18 protein-coding genes, 1 pseudogene and 1 other annotated feature are annotated in these 20,741 nt (G+C 35.1%); of the genes and pseudogenes, 6 read left to right on the top strand and 13 right to left on the bottom strand.

Features of this window, described 5'->3' with window-relative positions; translation table 11 throughout:
• The first annotated feature begins 761 nt into the window (after positions 1-761).
• The 3 genes from PI85_RS20870 to PI85_RS20860 are packed head-to-tail and all read left to right on the top strand — an operon-like array spanning position 762 to position 4,444.
• The gene (locus PI85_RS20870; protein WP_082011613.1) at positions 762-2,243 is read left to right on the top strand and encodes a spore germination protein; all 1,482 of its coding nucleotides are present in this window, start codon (positions 762-764) and stop codon (positions 2,241-2,243) included.
• A 4-nt stretch (positions 2,244-2,247) separates the two neighbouring features.
• Positions 2,248-3,390 carry a GerAB/ArcD/ProY family transporter gene (locus PI85_RS20865; RefSeq protein WP_042737462.1) on the top strand — a complete coding sequence of 381 codons (1,143 nt, stop codon included), beginning with the start codon at positions 2,248-2,250 and terminating at the stop codon, positions 3,388-3,390.
• A complete protein-coding gene (locus tag PI85_RS20860; protein ID WP_036125950.1) occupies positions 3,365-4,444 on the top strand; it encodes a Ger(x)C family spore germination protein in 1,080 nt (359 codons plus the stop codon). Before PI85_RS20865 ends, PI85_RS20860 begins: the two co-directional genes overlap by 26 nt.
• 244 nt (positions 4,445-4,688) lie before the next feature.
• Here PI85_RS20860 and PI85_RS20855 read toward each other — a convergent pair whose 3' ends face one another.
• The 6 genes and pseudogenes from PI85_RS20855 to PI85_RS20830 form a co-directional block, all read right to left on the bottom strand.
• Positions 4,689-4,997 (bottom strand): helix-turn-helix domain-containing protein, encoded by a 309-nt coding sequence (locus PI85_RS20855; protein ID WP_217270109.1) that lies wholly within the window; start codon positions 4,995-4,997, stop codon positions 4,689-4,691.
• A gap of 779 nt (positions 4,998-5,776) precedes the next feature.
• A complete protein-coding gene (locus tag PI85_RS20850; RefSeq protein WP_036125948.1) occupies positions 5,777-6,733 on the bottom strand; it encodes an acetyl-CoA carboxylase carboxyltransferase subunit alpha in 957 nt (318 codons plus the stop codon).
• Positions 6,726-7,574, bottom strand: a complete 849-nt coding sequence (accD, locus tag PI85_RS20845; protein ID WP_036125947.1) for an acetyl-CoA carboxylase, carboxyltransferase subunit beta — start codon at positions 7,572-7,574, stop codon at positions 6,726-6,728. The genes PI85_RS20850 and accD overlap by 8 nt, the downstream gene beginning before the upstream one ends.
• Positions 7,575-7,914: 340 nt before the next feature.
• Positions 7,915-8,106, bottom strand: a complete 192-nt coding sequence (locus tag PI85_RS25285; RefSeq protein ID WP_369794273.1) for a FadR/GntR family transcriptional regulator — start codon at positions 8,104-8,106, stop codon at positions 7,915-7,917.
• A 757-nt stretch (positions 8,107-8,863) separates the two neighbouring features.
• A complete protein-coding gene (locus PI85_RS20835; RefSeq protein ID WP_036125946.1) occupies positions 8,864-9,631 on the bottom strand; it encodes a GNAT family N-acetyltransferase in 768 nt (255 codons plus the stop codon).
• Between the two features lie 337 nt (positions 9,632-9,968).
• Positions 9,969-10,750, bottom strand: a pseudogene (locus PI85_RS20830) (aminoglycoside adenylyltransferase family protein).
• Between the two features lie 142 nt (positions 10,751-10,892).
• Here PI85_RS20830 and PI85_RS20825 point away from each other — a divergent pair.
• A complete protein-coding gene (locus tag PI85_RS20825) occupies positions 10,893-11,360 on the top strand; it encodes a DinB family protein (protein ID WP_036125945.1) in 468 nt (155 codons plus the stop codon).
• 229 nt (positions 11,361-11,589) lie between these two features.
• Positions 11,590-12,783, top strand: coding sequence for a winged helix-turn-helix domain-containing protein (locus PI85_RS20820; protein ID WP_036125943.1), 1,194 nt, complete (start codon positions 11,590-11,592; stop codon positions 12,781-12,783).
• Between the two features lie 249 nt (positions 12,784-13,032).
• Here PI85_RS20820 and PI85_RS20815 read toward each other — a convergent pair whose 3' ends face one another.
• The 6 genes from PI85_RS20815 to PI85_RS20790 form a co-directional block, all read right to left on the bottom strand.
• Positions 13,033-13,437: a hypothetical protein gene (locus PI85_RS20815; protein ID WP_036125940.1), complete on the bottom strand. Its 405-nt coding sequence runs from the start codon at positions 13,435-13,437 to the stop codon at positions 13,033-13,035.
• Between the two features lie 346 nt (positions 13,438-13,783).
• Complete coding sequence (locus PI85_RS20810) at positions 13,784-14,035, bottom strand: hypothetical protein (RefSeq protein ID WP_036125939.1); 252 nt, start codon at positions 14,033-14,035, stop codon at positions 13,784-13,786.
• A gap of 553 nt (positions 14,036-14,588) precedes the next feature.
• Positions 14,589-15,476 (bottom strand): hypothetical protein, encoded by an 888-nt coding sequence (locus PI85_RS20805; RefSeq protein WP_036125938.1) that lies wholly within the window; start codon positions 15,474-15,476, stop codon positions 14,589-14,591.
• Between the two features lie 302 nt (positions 15,477-15,778).
• Positions 15,779-17,059, bottom strand: a complete 1,281-nt coding sequence (gene serS / locus PI85_RS20800) for a serine--tRNA ligase (RefSeq protein WP_036125936.1) — start codon at positions 17,057-17,059, stop codon at positions 15,779-15,781.
• Positions 17,060-17,187: 128 nt separating this feature from the next.
• Positions 17,188-17,403, bottom strand: a binding site (T-box leader).
• Between the two features lie 376 nt (positions 17,404-17,779).
• A complete protein-coding gene (locus PI85_RS20795) occupies positions 17,780-18,502 on the bottom strand; it encodes a hypothetical protein (protein WP_036125934.1) in 723 nt (240 codons plus the stop codon).
• A gap of 117 nt (positions 18,503-18,619) precedes the next feature.
• Positions 18,620-18,925, bottom strand: coding sequence for a hypothetical protein (locus PI85_RS20790; protein ID WP_144422588.1), 306 nt, complete (start codon positions 18,923-18,925; stop codon positions 18,620-18,622).
• A gap of 274 nt (positions 18,926-19,199) precedes the next feature.
• Here PI85_RS20790 and PI85_RS24535 point away from each other — a divergent pair, with 274 nt between their 5' ends.
• Positions 19,200-19,343, top strand: coding sequence for a hypothetical protein (locus PI85_RS24535; RefSeq protein ID WP_158499494.1), 144 nt, complete (start codon positions 19,200-19,202; stop codon positions 19,341-19,343).
• Between the two features lie 117 nt (positions 19,344-19,460).
• On the opposite strand, the gene PI85_RS20785 is transcribed toward PI85_RS24535, so the two are convergent.
• Positions 19,461-20,045 carry a hypothetical protein gene (locus PI85_RS20785; RefSeq protein ID WP_036125929.1) on the bottom strand — a complete coding sequence of 195 codons (585 nt, stop codon included), beginning with the start codon at positions 20,043-20,045 and terminating at the stop codon, positions 19,461-19,463.
• Positions 20,046-20,741 lie beyond the last annotated feature (696 nt).

The raw sequence follows: 20,741 nt of genomic DNA, 5'->3' as shown, positions 1-20,741 counted from the left end.
AAGGCGTTTCGTGGCTTTTTGAATGTTCCCAAACAATTATTTTTGGTGATGAAAATTTGCATTTAGCACTATAAAATATATAAATAATTCTTCTCAATTAATATTTACATAAAATGTTTTTTTCGATTACCTAAAGTATGTTGCTTAATACGATGGTATTCCCCTATAAAAAATGCTTTTTTGTCCAAGGTCTTTTTTAAAGAAAATCCATTTACTTAGCCCTTAGACGATAATAAAAAACACAGGATAACTCCTGCTAAGACTACACATATTACAATATACTTCGTGGGTTAAGAACTATTGACTCATCTATAAATATTTTCGTTATTACCCAAGCCAGCCTGATTCTTTATCACTAGCAATATTCATAGTGCCATTAGTCAGCAAAAATAATAGCGGAAAAAAAGTAAGATATTTAATAATGGAGCTTGCTGGTGTGTAAATCCATCCGTATCTGGTAAAGCTAAATGTTGAATCATACAAATCGTTATGATAGTGGCAAATAGAAGCGTTACAATTTGACGTCAGCGACTCCCTATTAGCTAGTTATATTCGAGTGAAATTATTTAAAAGCTCATTAATGCTCTTGTACTCCCCAATTGTTAGAAGAATGGATGGAGCGTAAGGCTTGTTGTATGGAACACCTTTGATGTCTTAGGTGGTTATGTTGTATAAATACTTAACATTCAAAGAGCTAAAAATCGAATTAATATGGAATTTTACCGTACTTTCAAAGATGCATTTTTTTATAGAGATGAGGAATGTACATGTTTCGGAAAATACAATCAAATGAAAATAAGCCTATTTCTCAATCAAACGTAGAATTAAAAATATCAATAGAGTCTCTAAAAAAAGCCCTCGTTCAAATGGATGATGCTGAATTTGTCGAGCTTAACATTTCTGAAAATCAACACGTTGTTCTTATCTACATAAGAACCTTAATTGACCAAGAAAGATTAAATGAAAGCATTGTAAAACCTTTATCTAATTGTTCCAAACAGTCCATTCAAGAATGCTTTGTTCATTCAACAATAAACTCCATTTCTACTTTAAATGAAGCAAAAACGCAGCTGTTTACAGGATCTGTTGTGTTATTTGACACTTCGTTAAACCTTTGGTTCGCTATCCCATTAAAAAATCCCCTTGGACGTGCAATTGAGCCATCGGATACCGAAACCATCCTATTAGGAGCAAAAGACAGCTTCAGTGAACAGCTTGAACAAAATATTACGCTTATTCGGAAACGCATTCCAACACATGAACTGAAAACAGAGAAGTTCACCGTCGGTTCTTTAAGTGAGACAAATGTTGTCTTATTGTACATAGAAGGACTGACCAATCCAGAATTTGTTTCAATTGCTAAAAAGAAAATTTTGGAAATTAATTATGATCTCTTCTTTGAATCATCTCAAGTAGCTGCATTTATTGAGGAAAATCCAGACAGTATTTTTCCTCAGTTTCAGCAGACTGACCGACCTGATGTTGTTGCTTATTCTCTGGGAATAGGAAAAATTTCGATCCTGGTAGACAATACACCTTTTGCGCTGGTTGCCCCAATTACTATGTTTCATTTGTTCCAATCACCAGAGGATTATATTAATCGATGGGTCGTTGCGAGTTTTTTGCGCATCATAAGATATGTAAGTTTTATTCTTTCTATCACATTAATTCCCTTCTACGTGGCACTAACAACTCATCACTATCAAATGATTCCTTTACAAACGCTTTTCGTCTTGGTGGAATCAAGGAGCAAGCTTCCATTCACTCCTTTTTGGGAAGCATTTATAATGTTGATTTTTATTGAAATTATAAAAGAAGCAAGTTTAAGGATGCCAACAAAGACTGGTCAAACACTTGGGGTTATTGGGGGGATTGTAATTGGTCAAGCCGCAGTTGAGGCTGGTTTGGCTAGTAAAGTGTTAATTGTCATGGTAGGGATTTCAACTATCGCATCCTTTCTTGTTCCTAATTACCTTGTGACAAAGGCAAATTCATTAATTCAATTCATTCTTCTTGTGTGTTCTTCTTTTCTAGGGATTATAGGGATTGTTCTTGCGATGATTATCATTTTAGCTCACCTTAATGGATTATCTTCACTAAGGCAGCCATATTTATCTCCTGTAGCTCCTTTCTACGGAAAAGATTGGCTTGATTTATTCATTAGAGGGCCTTTAGTTAAAATGAAGGAACGGCCGGAACATCTTAAACCACTGAAGAAGAAAAGATATCAAGCTAGGAGATGAACTGATGGAAGCCCTTCAATTATTTAATAAGAATGAAACCTATAACGGGTTCTATATCATGTTGATGGTTAATCGCCTCCAATTACTTTACTTTTTCTTAATTATGCCGAGGTATTTAATCCATCCATATATGGTTTGGGTTATTATATTGGTCGGCTTATTGTCCCAACTAAACATTCTTCTTTTATCCAGATGGTTTTTAACCCGGTTTTCTAGCGACGGTTATAACGGATTTGTCCAATTATTCGGAAAAGAACTTGTACGTTTTCTTTCTTTGGTCGGTCTGTTCTTTATCCTGCTTAAACTTTTCGTTATTATGTTAGGCTTCACCGAAATAGTACAAATATTTATGTTTCCAGCTACAGATTCCAATTGGCTTATCTTTTTTATACTGTTGACTTGTTTGTATGTAGCTTGGAAGGGTGTTGGAAAAACGATACGTTTTGTCATAATTTCTTTTTTTTGTACATTTTGGATGTTCTTATTCTTTGTATTTTTCTTCTTTCCTCCAATAGCTCATCTCAGTGATTTGTACCCTATTATTCCAATGGAATTAACAAGGGATTCCTGGAAAGGAATATTATTAATATTATCTTCTTTTTCAGGGCCTGAATTTCTGGTTTTTTTAGGACCATGGTTTAAAGCAAATAATAGGACATTTCGTTATTTGTCTTATGGAAATGCGCTAACCGTTATAGAGTATGTAACCTTTTATATGGCATCCTTATTCTATTTCGGTTCCAATTATTTAAGCAAAACCCCATTTCCAATTGTCACTATGGCCCGTTACTTTCAAAATCCAGTAATTGAACGTATTGATATGGTCATGCTTGCCTTAGAATTATTTAACATCGTCTTTGCGGGATCAATTTTTCTTCTGTTTTTTTATGGAGCATCTAAAGTAGTTAACGAGAAAGTGTATAAACCTTCCAGTCGTATAGGCTTTTTTTTCAGTGTATTTATAATTTTTATTGGAATGTTACTTGTGAATGAATGGATTTGGAAGTCAGATGAAAAACAAGTTGTTTTACTTAATCTTCAAATTATTGCAGGAAGCTTAAGTTATTTTGCGGTTCCAATTATTATTATCGTAGCTATGAAGATAAAGGGAGTTCATAAACATGATACTACGAAAGAAGATTGCTAAAAAATTCTCAATTTTATTTATTGCAGTATGGTTAACTGGATGTGCCCCATTTACTGAAAATAACATTATTGAAGAGCTTGCTCCAGTCACATTTTTATCACTTCGTAAAGGGGATGAAGGTAAAATAAAAATTAGTACGATATTGCCTCCTCTAAGCAAAGAAAAAAAGAGTGTGATGACGCGAGAAGTAAGCTTAATAAAAGAAGGATTAATGGTCTTTAACTCAAACTTTTACCAGGAAATGAAATCTGGGCAAATGAGAATGCTGATTATTAATGAAGACATTGGTAAAGAAGGAATTATGTCCATTATTAATGTGTTATTAAATGATCCTGATATTTCTTTAAGAATTTATTTAGTTGTTGTAAAAGGAAATTTTGAAGGTTACTTGGAAAATCAATTGGATAAACAAGACAATCTTGATTACTCTTTTTACCGAATGCTGAAGCATTATGAGGAAAAGAATCAGGGCGAAATTAGCGTTGTTAATTTACATGAATTTAAAAATTTATTATATACGCCTTATTCAGATCCTTTCTTACCTGTATTTAAAATAGAAAATGACGCTATCAGTTATGAAGGTACAGCCCTGTTTCAAAATGATAAACTAGTTGAAATAATAACAACTTTTGATGATCGCATCTTCCAACTGTTAAAAGATGATTACTACTTATCAGTTCTGCCAATCCCAGATTTAGAAGTTGTTCTAGGTCATGTTAGGTCTAATACGAAAGTAGAGATCAATAATAGCTTGTCTACAATGACCTATACAGTGAATTTAGACTCGAGAATTGAAGAATACCGGGGAGAAAAGCAAATTTTTGAACCAAAGGAATTAGAAGATTTGAAAAAAGAAATCCAATTCAAACTTGAAAAACAAACACAAGAGCTAATAAAAAAGATGCAAGAATTAAAGGTAGATCCATTACAGCTAGGTATTCATACATTAAAACCTTTTTCAAAACCAATGGATGAAAAAGAATGGATTGAAATATTCAAGAAGATGGATATTAAGATTGATTATCAGTTAAATATTGTGCCTTTGACAGATTAGAACACAAACGGTAATTATAAAATAAAAAAACGCGCTCACTTCCAGCCTGCCCTCCTCCAATAACAACTGTATCTAACAGCTATTTCATTCTTATTCCCTTTAAATTATTTGTAATTTGCAAGTATTTATCTTAAAAATAAAAACCAATAATTTTAACCCTATTGTTATTAAATGATTATTTTGTTCTTAATATAAAAATAAACCACTCTACTGAGTGGTTTATGAAGTTAAAAGGAATTCTTGATTATTTCTCTTTTTTTTCATAAGTATTAAATACTTCATTCGCAATATTTAAAATCAACCTGATTTCTGATTCATTTCTGTCCTCAATTAGATTTTGTAATATTATAACCAACTCTTTTTTCTCAAAGTACTTATTATCGAAATTTAGTGTGTCAAATTTAAAAATACTACTAGGTGCTTCTTCCAAGCCTTCCGTAATTTTTTCTAAGGTCTGAATAGTAATATTCCTATCCCCTCTTTCAACCCCAGCCAAATATGAAGTTTGCAGTCCACATTTTTCGGCCAATTCTTCCTGCGTTAGTTTTTTCAATTTCCGAATTTCCTTGATATTGCTACCAACTAATTTGACTAAACCATCCACAAAATCATTTCATAAAAATAAAAAAATTGATAAGGAGAAATACTCCATATCAACTTTTTTTCTTTTGTTAAGATAAGGTATCAAGCAGCTTAGTTTGTTCACACTTATGAATAATTTTCATAAATATTGGACAAATCTACATTAAACGATAATTAGCATTATTTAAACGAATAATCTCCTTTTGAACGATAAATTATGGGAAGCAACCGATAATTAGAAAGTTGTGACCAAGGTATTTATATTATGTAAACTAAAATTATTTGGCGTGGAGGAGGCTTTGATTCATCAACTACCCATAATATCTGTACTTGTATATGGACAAGAACTTTTAGACATTTTATTATGGACAGATGAAAACTCATAAAGTTTAAATTACTCTGTGTAAATGGTCACTTAAAGCAAATTAATAAGACACAAAAGTGTTGGTTTGGAATAAAGTTTGATTAAAAGTTTGTTGCAATCGTTGATTTTATAAATCGTTGATTTGATAATAGAAGAAACCCACGCATTTTGAAAAAAGTTTGATCAAAATGCGTGGGTTTTATTTAAATACGAAGTTATTTTTATCAAACTATATTACAAATAATCGAACTTTATTATAAATGATCAATCTTTTTTACAAACTACAACTCTTTTTTCTTCCATTATTGGGATATTATTTTATTTAAGAAACAATTTTTCTCTCTTTACGAACAAATTCACATGTGCCCAAAAACCTAAAAATGAATTTAAGCTTCCGTATATTGTCCAATCTTTCTGAATTTCTCATAGCGATCTTCAATTAATTGTTCGCCATTTAGGGAATTCAATGCTTTTAGTGTGATCTTTATACATTCTTTTATATAAAACGCTTGCTTCGCAACATTGCGGTGTGCTCCACCAGTTATTTCAGGGATTATTCCATCAATAACGTCAAGCTCTTTTAAGTCAGGTGCTGTTATACGCATTGCTTCTGCTGCTTGCTTCCCTAGGCTACCATCTCGCCATAAAATCGATGCAGCACCTTCAGGCGAGATAACCGAATACGTTGAGTTTTCTAACATAAAGACTCGATTAGCTACGCCTAATGCAATTGCACCACCACTTCCGCCTTCCCCAATAACAATACTAATAACTGGTACTGTTAGAATCGCCATTTCAGCAAGAGTTCTGGCAATGGCTTCACTTGGGCCGCGTTCCTCGGCTGCCTTTCCTGGATAGGCACCTTTCGTATCAATAAAACAAATAATTGGGCGCTTAAATTTCTCAGCCTGCTTCATTAAACGTAATGCTTTACGATATCCTTCAGGGTGGGGCATACCAAAATTCCGCCGAATATTTTCTTTAGTTGAATTTCCGCGCTGGTGTCCAACAATTGTTACAGGTAGTCCTTCAAAGAGAGCAATTCCTCCAAGAATAGCTGCATCATCACCAAATGTGCGATCTCCATGTAACTCAATAAAGTTTTCACACATAGCTTCTATATATTGTAAAGTTGTTGGTCGTTCTGGATGTCTAGCAACCTGTACACGATCCCATGGCTTCATATTGGCATAAATAGATTGTTCTAGCTGTGTTAGACGTGTTTCAAGCTTTTCGATTTCGCCTGTCATGTCTACATCTGCCTTTGTAGCAATCGTTTTTAATTCATCAATTTTTTCTCGTAATTGCACTACTGGTTCTTCAAAAGCTAAATTTTTAGACATGTTGCACACCGCCTTTTGTATGCATTTTTACAAGCATTGCTACTTGGTTTCGTAAATCCTTCCGATGGAAAACTGCATCAAGCTGACCATGAGCTAGTAAAAACTCTGACTTTTGGAAATCATTTGGTAATTTTTCTCTTAATGTTTCTTCGATTACACGGCGACCAGCAAAGCCAATTAATGCTTGCGGTTCTGCAATATTAATATCTCCAACAGAAGCAAAGCTTGCTGAAACGCCACCGTATGTAGGATGCGTCATGATCGAAATAAATAATAGTCCTTCTTCACTATGACGTTTTAATGCCACACTCGTTTTTACCATTTGCATTAATGATAGAATACCTTCTTGCATGCGCGCTCCACCGCTAGCAGTAAAAATAATAACCGGTACACGTAATTCAATAGCTTTTTCAACGGCACGTGTGATTTTTTCTCCTACAACGGAGCCCATTGAGCCCATACGGAAATGAGAATCCATAATGGCTACAACAATTTCTTCTCCATCAAGAGTTCCTAACCCAGTCAGTACAGCTTCGCTTAATCTCGTTTGTTGTTTAGCCACTGAAATTTTTTCTACATAATCAGGGAAATTAAGTGGATTACTTGTTTGTAAATGATCATCCATTGAAACAAATGAACCTTCATCTAAGAAATATGCTACGCGCTCCTGTGCAGTCATTTTGAAATGATGGTCGCATTTTGTACACACTTTATGATTTTTTTCTAATTCCTTTGTTAACTGAATGTGACGGCATTCTGGACATTTTGTCATAAATCCTTCTGGAAATCCCTTTTCCTGTCCGTCCTCTTTCTTTTTACTAAATAAGCTACGTATTGCCATGTTTGACTCCCCCTTTGTTGTCTAAATGAATTGTTCAGCATTCATCCACTATTCGTAAGCTTTTAATGCTTCTTTTTCATAGCCAAGCTGCTGCATCGATGTCAACATAGTTTGAATAATTAATTTTGCTTCTTCTGTTGAGTTTCGATTTAAACGGTCACCGGCATAAACTACTAACTGAAACCAGACTTTTAGTGAAAGACGATTTCCTTACGTGATGATTATTTCTCGTAAAACATCCTGACAATTAATCGTACTTTCTATCTCTAGCTTTACAAAAAACTGCCCCACACTAGTAGTGTTTACAGAGTCTCTGTACATTTTATAACGCGAATGGCTTCTAATTATAAACATCGACAATATTTCTACGAGCTAATGCTTTTGTAGAAGCTAGAAACGTACCTTCCCCATGTCTCGTTTCAATAAGACCTAATAACTCTAAACTTCGCAATGCCTCTCTCACAGAGGATCGCCCGACACCTAGACGTTCTGAAAGGACTCTTTCGGAAGGTAACTTTTCACCAGCCTGTATTTTTTCTATTTTAATAAGTTGGCGTAATTGTTGGCGATATCTAAAAACACTTTCTTTTGTTCGGATTTTTTATCCATACGATCAACTTCTCGGTCAATCTATTCGCCTTGGAATAATTATTGCTGTCGCTTTCCTTTCGCGCAGATAAACAATGCTACAAAGGCTTTATCTTCATTCAGTAGGTGTTTGGATACCTACTATAAAGAAACTAAATCCAGCACCTTCAGATGATGGCGTCTCTTACTGAATGAATCCAAAAGTGGTCTGGCCACTTTTGAAGTTGGCTTTATCTTACAAAATAATTATTTGAAAGTAAAGAAAAAACTGCATAAAAATTTATGCAGTTTCTAAAATTCCCTTCAATTTCATATTCTTTTCGTCGTTTGTGTATGTTTTACCTTCACTTGAGGTCTACCAAAGCGCTTTTCAAGCGTTCTCTCAATGTAAAGCAATTCATCTTCTAGTAAAAGCTCTTGAACAAGAGGAAAAACTTGCGGGAATAAGGTTACAGAAACCGTTCCAAACTCATCCTGAAGCGTGTAAACGGCGACCTACAAGGAAAGCACGTACCTGGCTCAAATTTCCATTTGGTAACGTTATCAGGTTTATTTATGTATACGTTATAAATCCTTGTTTAACTATTATCTCTACACGATGCTTCTAAAATTAGGACGAGGTTAAAAAAAGAAGAAAGAGTGTTACCGTAGTAACCCTCTTTCTTAAACCGAAGGACTCTTTAGCTTAATAAGAAATCGCCTTATTCAAATACAACCATTTCTCCGACATCTATAAACCCAAAGCGCTTATAGATATTTTTTCCATCATCTGATGCTTGTAAGACAACGGGTTTTTGTTTATCTTTTGTTTGAGTAAGAAGGTATTGGAACATTTCACTGCCATATCCTTTACCTCTAAATGTTTCTTTTGTCATTACATCATAAATACCATAACTTTCTTTGCTATCTATTAGTAAACCAGTAGATACAGTTATTTCACCGACGCGTCCAATAAACATTTGAATTTCTGAACCTAAATTTACTTCAGAAAACTTATTAAAATAATTTTCTAGCGCATCTTTTTCTGGTGTACCTTCAAATAGGCTTATAAAGACCTCTTTATATTCCTTGAGTTCTTCAAAATTACCCACACGAGTAATCATAAGCTGATGGGAATTTCTTTGACCGGCATTAAGAGTATTTTCAAGTTTCATCATTACATTACGTTCTGCTTCTTTTAAATTGTATTCTTGAATCAGGTCTTGCCAATCGGCGTTCAAATACCGAGAGTCAATCCACGTACTAAAAGGATATTTTTTTAGAGACATATTTTCTATGCTACTTCTAATATTAAATGCATTTTTTATATGTGACGCTTTAGGCAAAAGTATATTGAATGTATCCGTTGGTATTTCTGTATTCGCCAAAACGAAATCTTCATCTTTGATAAGTTTTCCATTCACTGCATGAGTAAATATTCTTAATTTTTCTTCCAGATTGTTTATAACTAATTGTTGATTTGCAATCATTTCTTTGCTCCTTCCAATTACATACAGCGCGCGCTTTTTTTATTATAGGGGCAATTTAATAATAATAATACATTGTTCACAATTTTTATATCCTCCCATAATTTTCAGAAAACTTAAAGCACACTTGTTTATGTACTCCATAATCTTGCTAATTGTTAAAAAACAACTCACATTGAGAATTATTTTAATTCTTCTTATTCCACTAAAACCCATTAGTTTAAGTACATTTGTTCAAATTATCTTTAATATACAGTCTATCGGATATTCAAGAATATGGTCCTTTAATGAAACCGAGCGCAAATTCTTATTACAGAATCGCGCCCTTTAATGGAATAACTCAATTATTTGTTTCTTTACGGTAAATTAGATTAGGTACTAATCGAATATAAATTAGTTCACCTGCAAGTTCAATGAAGTCCAGTCCTTCCCACCTATCAACATACTCTCCTCGATATGCTTTTCTGGCTAAGTTGAGTAATGTCGAATATTCTTTGGGCAGCCAAGGTAAAGCCCATTCTGCAGCCACATCTATTAGAGAAATTTCATCGATAGACACGGTCTGCCACATTCGAGCCAGGCTTAAAATTACATTACGACCATCACCTTTGATACCCTCAATCAACCCAGGTAAAGACTCCTTAATCACTCTGGGGTCAAGTATATCTGAAGCATCAGGACCAAATAGAGAAATGCTATTCTTTCTCGCTTGTGCTAAAACAATAGCTAAATCAGGGTCATAGGTTTGTTCCTAGATTTGTCCTTTCTCAAAATCACTCCTGAGCCACTCACCATAGGTAAATTTATTTCTTGGTAGATATCGCCAAGTTACAACATCGCTATGGTTTATAATCGTAACTTCAAGTGGTCTCACAGAATCTGCATTTCCTATCTTTCCAGATATAAGCATTAGTCTATCTGTTAGTTTTTTTCGAGTTACTTCAGGTAAACTATAATTCAGGACCACTAGGACATCTACATCACTATTAATGCGTAAGCCACCATCTACTGCAGAACCAAATAGATATACCCCGACTATCGAACTTCCAAGCAACTTCTCTACGATTTTTAATGCTTACATCGCTTGTTTTTTGGTATTTTTTCGTTACACAAATCGCTCATCTCACTAACCTCTTTGATGGTATTCTCAAGTTTAGCGGATACAGATGTTTTTTGTACACACCCCTAACGAGAACATACGTTTGTATTTTTCCTTTATATTTTGTATAATAAAATAGAAGTGAATGATAGAGGAGGAGTTTGGATGTATCGACAAGTGGATGATTTTTTAAAGGAATGGGCAGTGGCTGTGGAAGGGACATTGCAAGTATTACAAGCCGTAACAGATGACAAATTAGGACAAAGTATTTCGGAAGGGCATAGTACACTTGGTTGGTTAGGCTGGCATTTAGTAGAAACAACAGGTTATTTTAGTCATTTAGCAGGTTTAACTGTACCAATGATTGGTCAAGATGAACCAGTTCCAGCGACAGCAAGAGAAATTATAGCAGCTTACGAAAAAGCAGCAGAGGCGGTCAAGGAAGAGGTAGCTAAGCTATCAGATGTGGACTTGCTAACAGAAACAGGCATTGCGAGTATTGCAACAAAAGGTGCATTATTACGTTTCTTAATTGACCACCAAACACATCACCGCGGCCAAATGATGGTGCTATTACGTCAAGCAGGCTTACCAGTACCACCTGTGATGGGCCCAACAAAAGAAATGCAATAACGACAAGATGCCCTCCTGGGTAATATTACTTAAAGTTAGAGTTTTTATTATGCGGCTGATTTTTTGGTTTGAGTTCGGTATTGCACTAGACTCGAGCCAGCCAATAAAAAGTCCAAAAAACATCCCAGCGAGGACGTGAACAAATTTCCCTTCACGCCTTCGCTTTTCTTTTCCCCTCCATTCCCCACTGTAATATAATAAGAAAACTAAACTAGAGGTAGGTGCGCACATGATCCAATTAACAAACCGCCAGGTACGGCAATTTCTGTTGTTGAAACACGGACTTTTGGACGAATATAAATTTAGCGGGAAGCAGGGCGTATTGGACTTTGCTCGGCAGGTTGGCTGTATTCAATACGACCCCATCGATGTTTGCGGAAAAAACGCCGAATTGGTGTTACAGTCGCGAATCAAAGGATTTACTAAGGGAATGCTCGCCGATTTGCTGTATGAGGATAGAAGCCTTATCGATTATCCCGACAAGAACCTGGCCATTGTCCCTGTCGAGGACTGGCCGTATTTTGAGCGATACAGGCAGGCCGCCCGCCAACATGCCGAACGCTATCCCGAAATGGAAGAGTTGACAGCGCAAGTACGGGCTCATATCCAAAATCACGGTGCACTAAGTTCGGATGATTTAAAGTTGGATGGAGATTTCTCTTGGCAATCGGCCATCCACTGGAGCAGTGGAAACAATTCATCTCGATCAGTGCTGGAACAGATGTATTCGACGGGTGAGTTGATTATCCATCATAAAAAAGGAACGCGTAAATATTACGATATAGCCAAGATGTACATACAACCAAATCTGCTGAGTGCATCAGAGCCGCTGGAAGATGAGCTTGAGCATCATAAGTGGCGGGTACTACGTCGAATCGGCTCGGTTGGTCTCTTATGGAATCGTGCGTCAGATGCATGGTTGAATATATGGGGGCTGAAAGCAGCGCAGCGCAAAGAGGTTTTCCGCCAGCTATTACAAGAAGCTCGCATTGTTGCTGTTGCCGTGGAGCAAATGAAGGATATGCTGTACTGCCTCGTGGAGGATTTACCGCTTATTGAAGCCGTTCTGCAAAATCAGAAGCCGAAATTGCGTTGCGAGCTTATTGCCCCGCTAGATAATTTCATATGGGACAGAAAACTTATTAACGAATTGTTTGACTTTGATTACACCTGGGAGATTTACACGCCTGCAATCAAACGAAAATTTGGCTATTATGTGCTGCCTCTATTATATGGAGAGAGCTTCATTGGACGAGCCGAGATTATCGCGGAGAGAAAAACTGGAACACTCGTTGTTAAAAATATCTGGTACGAGAACGGTGTGAAGCAAACAACACAATTACGAACAGCTTTGAACAGTTGTTTCCAAAAGTTTGCGATATTCAACGAGTGTGAGACAATTTCGGCAGAGTCTATGAACTGATATTTCCTGTATTTGTTTAGAGATAATAAAGTTGTTTACTTTTGAAGTAAAATAATAAGAGCCTTACTACAGTTCGTGTGTAGTAAGGCTCTTTCAAGTTGTTAAAAAATTATTAGATACAATTAGAATTAATAGATTTATAGGTGGGAGAGTGAAAGACACATGTTATTATCCGAAGCATGGAAAAGGTATCATCGCTTACATTAAAAACATATTGTTTTCAATACACTGTTAGCTTAAGAAGAAATACTAAATTGAAGAGCTATCTATACCCCAAACTTTAAAAGTTTCATTTATAGATGTAGTAAACAAAGTCACTTCTAACCCCAAATAATCATCCTCACCCGATGGCAAATGTTCTGTAAGTCTAGTCTTAATCATAATCTGGAATCCCATTGGATTTACGTGTTTAATAAACGAAACAGATTCAATATAATAATTACCTGTTAATTTACTCCGTACAGGAAATGAATTTAAATCTTCACCGTCATCAAAACACAAACTATCATCATTGATATAAGCAAGTACTTCTTTATGAACAATTGACAACATTTCAGTCCATCTTTTAGCTAAGTGTTGATATTGATCTAAGCAAATACCATCATAAAAAGCTATCTTGGGATTTGTACCATTTTCTATTAATTTTAAATTCATATATAACATCCTCTACTACTGTTTTACCCTGAAACTAGCGTCAATTATACTAAGTTCTTCAAGGGTACTTAAAAATCCTTCTTCCACTAACCTGCTCCGTTTCTACAATAAGCAGTTCAACAGAAAAGGGCATTAATCCTTCTTGGATTAATGCCCCAGTTTGCTGAACAAGCAAGTTAAAAATGATGAAACAAAGAATATAATCAAGGATAAAAACAGAGAACAAGATCAAGATGGAGTATAAAGATTGAAAAGTTTTTTATAGGATAACTGGGGATGTCTGTATGCTCATTCCGGTACCCCATAGCCAACACCCAACGATTCTTTCTATTTCTGTAAGACATCATTAATACATACTTGAAGCAAGTAGAGTTAGAGCTATATTCTCCCAAGATGGTTGCTTAGGTAGTATTTGATTAGTCTCTAAATAATGTTCATCCATATCATTAACAAAAGATTCCATTGCATTTAAGTAATCTTCAAGTGTTATATTATTCCACTCATTCTTATTATTTTTTAAATCCATTCTCAATTGATTTATGAATTCAATTAAATCTTCTCGACTCTTTACACTTTCTGCTGCACCATAAATTTCCATCCTTAAACCACCTTTTGGAACGTTATTTTGTAACATATCATATCATAAATATTGGTAAAAACAAGCTACAAATAACTACCGTTTTGAATTACAATTCAAAAATAAATAAAAGGTGAAGCCATTGCTCCCCCTTAATTCGTACGATAAATCAAAGATTCTTCAAAAATTAGAAGAAATCCTTTTTGTACTAACCTGCTCCGTTAGTTAAAGTGTAATTCTTCACAATCTCACCTATATGTTAACATAAATATCCAGATCTTTTAAAAGTGGTGTTCAATTATATGGCCCTTTAAATGAAAAAGACGCGTTCCTAAATAAACGCGCCCGATTGTTAAATAACGAATATTAAATCTTGGTATGATATAGACTCGACATTTAATTACATGCAGTTATCCATAACAAATATAAGCGCAGTTTTCATACTCAGTTTTATATTAAATTAATCTTCCCCTTTATGAAAACAAGCGCTAATCCTAATTACAAAATATTACTAATAGGGGTAGCACCATGTGTAATTTTAGTCAATTCCAATTAAGTAATTCAACCTAAAATTCTATTCTATATTTTTTTTAGCTGCGTAATCACCATAAAAGTAAGTGTCCCAAAAATCACCATATTTAGGAGTGGCAATTATTGTATATTCCCCATTTTCCTCAACTTCAAACAAAACTACACTATTATGTTCCCATCCCACAAAATGTTTTGAGTCATCTACGAGCATATAGATGCTGTATATTCCCTTTTCTAATACTTCACTTTTTTTGAAGTCATCAATTAATTCTTTGGCGTTTGGAATAGTGTGTTTATTTTCATTTATGTCAAACTCAAATTGGAAATTTACCACACCTATTTTCGATGCATACCTTCCATACCTGTCATCACCAATATTATTTCTTGGGTCGCTTGGTACCAATGTAGGTAAAAGTTTAATAGTATCTATCTTTTGTGTCATTTTAAAATCGTCAAGTAGCTCTTGATAATTACCTACACCTATCTCAATATTGTCGTAGGGAAATATTGAAACAGGTCCATTTCTTACTGGTTCATATTCATTAGGGTATTTCACTAAACCATATTTTGTTATTAGCTGTTCAACTACTTGAACTACCTTTGGATGTTGCTCAATATATGCACCCTTGAATTGTGAAAGGTAAATATCGTCATGACTGCCCTTTCCTATAACCTTCAATGTATCTCTATCAATCATTAGGTACGGATAAGCACGATATGGCTCTTTCATTTCTATATATGTTTGATGGTCAATACTTGCAAACCAGTTATTACTTGCCTGAATAACAGAAAACTCACCTTGTATTCCATAGTTTGTTTCTAAATATTCTTGTATTGGTTGATTCAGATCATCTTTAGAGAAACATCCACTAAGAATTAGGATTGATGTACTTGCTAAGATAACTTGAATCAATCTTTTAATACTCTTCATTTCCTAAACTCCATTCCCTAAATTTTGATAATATTATAACATTTTCCGTTAAATAAGCTGCCACATTGGATAAGTACATTTCTTCACAATCTTAACGAAACAATTAATAAAGTCACTACATAATCTGGCCCTTTAAATGAAAAAGACGCGTTCCTAAATAAACGCGCCCTATTATTGAATAAGCTATTGATGATGTCTTCATAATGTTCATTAGTTTGTTGTAGCGATAATTACGCTGCAGCTTTTTATTTTTTAAAAAGGCAATACATTAAAGGATACCTAAAATCGCTTTTACCCGTTATTTATTTTGGGACAATTACTTCTTTACCACCCATATATGGTCTTAAAACTTCAGGAATTACTACGCTTCCATCTGCTTGTTGGTAGTTTTCTAAAATAGCTGCAACTGTACGTCCAATCGCAAGACCTGAACCGTTTAATGTGTGAACATATTCTGGTTTTGCATTTGGCTCACGACGGAAGCGGATATTTGCTCGTCGTGCTTGGAAATCTTCAAAGTTAGAGCAAGAAGAAATTTCACGGTACATGTTTTGTGCTGGGATCCAAACTTCCAAATCATATTTCTTCGCTGCAGTAAATCCTAAATCAGCAGTACACATTTTTAGTTTACGATACGGTAAGCCTAGTAATTGCAGTACTTTTTCAGCATGACCTGTTAACAACTCTAATTGCTCATATGACTCCTCTGGTTTTACAAAGCGTACTAATTCTACTTTGTTGAATTGGTGCTGACGGATTAAACCACGTGTATCACGACCCGCAGAGCCTGCCTCTGAACGGAAGCACGGACTATAAGAAGCAAAGCCTTGTGGTAAAGCATCAGCCAGTAAAATTTCATCACGATAGAAGTTTGTTACAGATACCTCTGCCGTTGGAATCATGAAATAATCTGTTTCCTCTAATTTAAATAAATCTTCCTCAAATTTAGGGAGATTTCCAGTACCCGTTAAGCTATCACGATTAACAATGACAGGTGGCAGCATTTCCTCATAGCCATGCTCTTCTGCATGTAAATCCATCATAAATGTCATCAGTGCTCGTTCTAAGCGAGCTCCAAGACCGCGGTAAAATAAGAAACGGCTACCTGTTACTTTTGCGCCTCGTTCAAAGTCAACAATCTTCAAATCTGTAGCAAGATCCCAGTGTGCCTTAATGTCAAAATCAAATGTTGGAATTTCGCCCCAAGTATATTCTTCTACATTGTCATCCTCTGTTGTGCCTACTGGTACAGATTCATGTGGAATGTTTGGCAAGCGCATCATCATATCTTTAAATCGCTCTTCTACTTCATTTAGTTGAACATCTAGCTCTTTAATTTCATCGCCAACTTGACGCATACGAGCAATAACTTCATCTGCATTTTCTTTGTTGCGTTTCATAATTGAAATTTGTTCTGATACTTTATTTCGTTCTGCTTTTAATTCTTCTGTTTTAGCAATTAACTCACGACGCTTTGCATCTAAATCCTCAAAATCATCTAAGTTTCCTAAATCTTCATTACGTGTTAATAGCATTTCTTTAATTTCCGCGAAATTATCGCGTACGCGTTTAATATCTAACATAGTCATACCTCCAGTAGTTTAATGATGGGAATTGTTGCATCCTTTAAGTCTTGATGTAATTTCGTCCAGCGGTTTATTCAAAAGTTCCATTTTAAATAAAAATAAACACAAAAAAGCCCCCATCCCTAAAAAGGGACGAGAGCTACCCGCGTTGCCACCCTAATTGATTAGGCATATGCCTAATCCGCTTATTTCATAACGGCATTTCAGCCGGCAACAGCCTACTTACATTACTTCGACTGTGCAACTCCAGGACGGATTCACAAGTGCTTCTATCAGCTTCCACCAACCGCTGACTCTCTAAAAAAAACGTGTTTGTTACTACTTCCCATCATCGTGTTCAGTTATTTAAATTTTAACCATACTGTACTATATGAAAACAAATTTTTCAAGTCATACCATAGGATACAAATTATTCTAGAACTTTTATTACCTTAACAAGATACTCCACAATATGGCCCGTTAAATGAAAAAGACGCGTTCCTAAATAAACGCGCCTGATTGTTGAATATCGTTTTTCAATTAAAGGCCCTATAATTAAGTATAGGAACAATACATAATCTTGAAAAGTACTATAGGAGCCTTGTTTAAAGGAAAATCCAAGAAATGTTGATTTAACAGCATTTCTTGGATTTCGGTCTCTTTCCAAACTTTCATTTGGGAACGTTATTTAATATAGTCATGTATGCTTTATAAGTTCTTGTTGCACTAAAGTGCCCGTTAGCGGAACATTACCTCTGAAGAAATCTTTTCATCGTTGGTAAAGAAATCCACAATAGGGATTTGGATAGGTGTTCTATATGAACGCAAATGCACTTCTGCTGTTGATGATATTCTTGGTTTTAATGTTACAACGTCCTTTGTAACACTTATTGATGAAACCAAAAAGTAAATATCTCTATACTTTTTAAGTTTAGTAAGTACTTTCTTCATACTAACACCTGTAATTTTATCAGTATATTCAACAAATGAAATAGAAGCCTTGTTCAATGGTCTTATCTGATAGCTAATAACGACTTTATATTTTGCCGTTTCCTTTTCCTTATGAACAATTTCCAATTCGGTTTTATATTTTAGCATCATTTTCTTGACCTTTTTTACTATTTCAAAGTCAAGTCCGTCTCTTTCACAAAGGGCACGTAGGACTTCCGTAGTCAATTCAATTTTAAAAATGAATTTTTCATCTGGGTTAAACCTATTGAATTTATTAACGGAAACACCGATGTTAACGTAAATAAACCAATCTTCATTGAGATTTGGTGTAATCTCTACATGACCTTCTTGTAATGAATCAACAAAATTGATGTAAATATGGTCATAATCTCCTGTTTTAAAATCGAATTCACGCAGTTTTCTTGCATATCTGTCTCCAATGTAAGGAATATCAAAGTGATAATCTTCTACTCCATAATACCTTATATCAATTATTGTTTTGTTTTTCATAAGAACTCCTAATAAAATTTTTGCCCTGCTTCAATGCTTCCGTTTCAACTATTCTGCCAGTTAGCTCAACGAGGCACCGATCCCTATATTGGAGCAGTATCGAGCTATCGTTCTCCGTTAGCGTAACGTGTTTTTTATCTCACTAAGTTCCTTTAACAGATAGTTGGATAATTGTTTATTTTGGGGATCGTCTCTATCCTTGAAATTAGCACCTCCAAAAAAATCATAGTGAATATTCATAATCCGCTTTTTTACTTCTTCTTCCTTTTGAGTGCATTTTATCTCATAAAAATCATTTAATCGTTGCAGCTCTGACTGAGGGAAACCAATGAACTCAATACCTACTTCAAAAAGAAAAATGATTTCTAAGGCATTTTCCTTGAACTCATCGTTGTAAGTTGACTTATCATGCGATCTCATCATACACCCCACTTCAACTATCCTGCCTCGTTCGTATTATAAGGTCAGCCAGATATTTCTGGTTGACCATTTTTTATATAGTTTTATTATAGCAGTAGCCAGGGTAGAACGTATCTGCTCGCGGGGCATGATCCCGTCAACTAAACCGTTCGCCCCCTACTTGCAGAAACATGATTGAGGCTGGTTGGGACTTAGATCTCGTATAACAAGCGAAGCTAAGACACTGCATGGAGGATTAGGGGTAACTGGCAAATATGATTCTAGGAGGAGATTAAGAATGAATCCAGTCGTTGGTCTGTATATTTCAAAAGGAGAAAGCCAGGTTCAGGCATTCTTAGATAAAGGCAAACCGTATCGTATAAGTTTTAAGGTAACAGGTGGGGATCTCTATCACCCACGACTGGGTGGCTTCGCCACTTAGCCTTGCAGGGTTGTCTGCCTGATTCCACTTCTTCGAAATGCTTTGGGCAGACCAAGGAGCGTAGCGACGCGGTGTAGATATGATGTTAGGCGATGCTCTCGTCCGTTTCAATTACTCCTACATTGAATCTATCCACATTACAAATTCCCTTATACAGTCTTCTGGATTGATATCCTGGTTAATTTCTATAAATCTTTCATAATACTCTAGTTCATGAATAATTAATGGTAAGGCTTTATTGAATTTTCCAATAATCACACCTTCATTGTGTAATCGTTTAACAACATTTTTAATTATTTCATAGAAATCTTCTACTATTCTTTCTCCTAATTCTAAAGTTCGATCAAAATCCTCTTCCTCATCTGTATCCGTATAAAACCATTGTGATTCTCCGACCCATTGATCCCTTAATTGTAGTTCTTCTTTGTTAGTACCTTCGTTGTTCTCTCCAATCACGATTTCTTCGTTCTGTAGCCAAAAAGCATAATTCCACTTCGCTTCACATTCATCAGTGGCTTGTGAAATATTAAACGTCAAATTAGAGTTTGTATTGTACCCCAAAGTAAGCCTAGGCTTTCTCATATCGTCTAATTCACAATCAATATAAAACGACAATACATAAATATCTTTGATAATATCATCACACCAACCATCAATCCGTTTCTTAACTTTGTCATAAATTATTTGTTCTAAATTATTCATTTCTGTCCCTCCATAATATTTAAGGTCTTAGAACTTCACTTCATTTTTTATAATGTCCTTCGAGAGTTTCGCCTAACGTTAGTGTATCTACGAACCCGAAAGGCTTAAAGGAGCGTAGCGACTGGGTGGCTTCGCTACTTAGCCTTGCAGGATTGTCTGCTGAATTTTCTTCCCCGAAAATTCTCCGGCAGACCAAGGGGGCTCCTTTATTCCAATTACTTTTCTCAAGTTTAGACATTTTTCTAAAGAATTTCATTTTTCCCCTCCACAATATACCTTGTATCCGTACAGTTCTATTAATGCACTTTAGCCATCCCACTATACTTAAATATAATACCATTATTTTACCAAAAACTATGATTCCTTATTCAACTAAACTGCTGCGTTAGTTGAAGTATAACCCCCAAAGCGTCGTTTGGAACCTTTTTTGTTAAAGAATGTTATTCAACAATCTGGCCCGTTTGTTGAATAAAACATCCTGCATATCAACACAGGATGTTTAATCAAACTTTATTATAAATGATTAATCTTAGTTATAAATAATCAAACTTTTTTATAAAAATACACAAACCAGCATTTGATCGGTTCTACAAAAAAGGCCAACTTTTAGAATGATTTTAATTTAGAAGCGTTATTCAATTAAGTGGCCCTTTCCATGGAGAAAGACGCTTTCCTTATTTGAACTGCACCCCAATT

Source organism: Lysinibacillus sp. A1 (assembly GCF_000801965.1).
GTDB lineage: Bacteria > Bacillota > Bacilli > Bacillales_A > Planococcaceae > Lysinibacillus > Lysinibacillus fusiformis.
Note: the sequence above shows the minus strand (reverse complement) of the source record. Positions and strands in the feature narration are given on the sequence as shown.

Bases quoted from the DNA above. Each gene is read 5' to 3' on its own strand.
- PI85_RS20870 (WP_082011613.1), top strand. From the start codon at position 762: ATGTACATGTTTCGGAAAATACAATCAAATGAAAATAAGCCTATTTCT.
- PI85_RS20865 (WP_042737462.1), top strand. From the start codon at position 2,248: ATGGAAGCCCTTCAATTATTTAATAAGAATGAAACCTATAACGGGTTC.
- PI85_RS20860 (WP_036125950.1), top strand. From the start codon at position 3,365: ATGATACTACGAAAGAAGATTGCTAAAAAATTCTCAATTTTATTTATT.
- PI85_RS20850 (WP_036125948.1), bottom strand. From the start codon at position 6,733: ATGTCTAAAAATTTAGCTTTTGAAGAACCAGTAGTGCAATTACGAGAA.
- accD (WP_036125947.1), bottom strand. From the start codon at position 7,574: ATGGCAATACGTAGCTTATTTAGTAAAAAGAAAGAGGACGGACAGGAA.
- PI85_RS20835 (WP_036125946.1), bottom strand. From the start codon at position 9,631: ATGATTGCAAATCAACAATTAGTTATAAACAATCTGGAAGAAAAATTA.
- PI85_RS20825 (WP_036125945.1), top strand. From the start codon at position 10,893: ATGTATCGACAAGTGGATGATTTTTTAAAGGAATGGGCAGTGGCTGTG.
- PI85_RS20820 (WP_036125943.1), top strand. From the start codon at position 11,590: ATGATCCAATTAACAAACCGCCAGGTACGGCAATTTCTGTTGTTGAAA.
- PI85_RS20815 (WP_036125940.1), bottom strand. From the start codon at position 13,437: ATGAATTTAAAATTAATAGAAAATGGTACAAATCCCAAGATAGCTTTT.
- PI85_RS20810 (WP_036125939.1), bottom strand. From the start codon at position 14,035: ATGGAAATTTATGGTGCAGCAGAAAGTGTAAAGAGTCGAGAAGATTTA.
- PI85_RS20805 (WP_036125938.1), bottom strand. From the start codon at position 15,476: ATGAAGAGTATTAAAAGATTGATTCAAGTTATCTTAGCAAGTACATCA.
- serS (WP_036125936.1), bottom strand. From the start codon at position 17,059: ATGTTAGATATTAAACGCGTACGCGATAATTTCGCGGAAATTAAAGAA.
- PI85_RS20795 (WP_036125934.1), bottom strand. From the start codon at position 18,502: ATGAAAAACAAAACAATAATTGATATAAGGTATTATGGAGTAGAAGAT.
- PI85_RS20790 (WP_144422588.1), bottom strand. From the start codon at position 18,925: ATGATGAGATCGCATGATAAGTCAACTTACAACGATGAGTTCAAGGAA.
- PI85_RS24535 (WP_158499494.1), top strand. From the start codon at position 19,200: ATGAATCCAGTCGTTGGTCTGTATATTTCAAAAGGAGAAAGCCAGGTT.
- PI85_RS20785 (WP_036125929.1), bottom strand. From the start codon at position 20,045: ATGAATAATTTAGAACAAATAATTTATGACAAAGTTAAGAAACGGATT.